This is a genomic window from Bartonella sp. CB10SXKL, assembly GCF_042195515.1.
GTDB lineage: Bacteria > Pseudomonadota > Alphaproteobacteria > Rhizobiales > Rhizobiaceae > Bartonella.
The window spans coordinates 1-879 of the sequence record NZ_JBHION010000102.1; the positions used below are offsets into that span (position 1 = coordinate 1).

Here is an 879-nt window from a genome sequence, read left to right on the forward strand (position 1 = left end):
GCCGTGCAAAAATTCGTAATGATATCTGTGATGATAATCAGTCACTAAAAGACGCTGCTTAAATAACGCGTGGGCGCGGCGGGGGTGCCCTCCTTTAAACATCTCATTTAAAAATTTAAATCTCTGTATAAAGGAATTGTGCTCATGCAAAAGAAGTTTGCACTCACAAATGAAACGCGTGTATTTGGTAATCATACTCTTTATCGCATTAAAGCATTAAAAGACTTTTCTGATATCAAAGCAGGTACCTTAGGCGGCTTTATTGAAAAGGAAAACAACCTCTCTCATGAGGGAAATTGCTGGGTGTATGATGAGGCTCTTGTGTTTAAAAATGGTCACGTTTATGAACATGCAAGGGTTTTTGGCAATGCTGTCACTTGTGGTCATATCTATGGTCATGCGTGGGTTTATGACAATGCTATCGTTGCTGGCTATGTTTATGATAATGCGCATGTTTATGGCAATGCTGTTATTTCTGATAATTCCCATGTCTATGGTAATGCGCGTGTTTATGGCAAGACTATTATTTATGATAATGCCTATGTTTATGACAATGCTAGGGTTTATGAAAACGCTCGTATAGCAAATAACGTACATGTTTATGAAAATGCCAATATTCATGGAATTGCTGTTATTCGTGAAAATGTCGGCGGGTTTACTAAAATAAAAACCTATACTGAACGTCTCTCTCCTTATGGTGAATTAGAGATTGTCTGGGTCTAATCTAAAGCAGTGTAAATGAAAGCACGGGCGCGGCGAGGGTGCCCCTCTTTTAAATTTCCCATTCCAAATTTTAGCAAACGTTTATCACATTAAATTGTGAGGGTATCTCTATGTGCAAAAAATACGAATTAACCAGTGAAATCAAAAAAATCAAAC

1 protein-coding gene is annotated in these 879 nt (G+C 37.8%); it reads left to right on the top strand.

Annotated features, from left to right (window positions below; genetic code table 11):
* Nucleotides 1–144: 144 nt before the first annotated feature.
* Nucleotides 145–723: a hypothetical protein gene (locus ACFIK3_RS09665; protein WP_375676632.1), complete on the top strand. Its 579-nt coding sequence runs from the start codon at nt 145–147 to the stop codon at nt 721–723.
* Nucleotides 724–879: the final 156 nt, after the last annotated feature.

Coding starts and splice junctions, on each gene's coding strand:
- ACFIK3_RS09665 (WP_375676632.1), top strand. CDS start 145: ATGCAAAAGAAGTTTGCACTCACAAATGAAACGCGTGTATTTGGTAAT.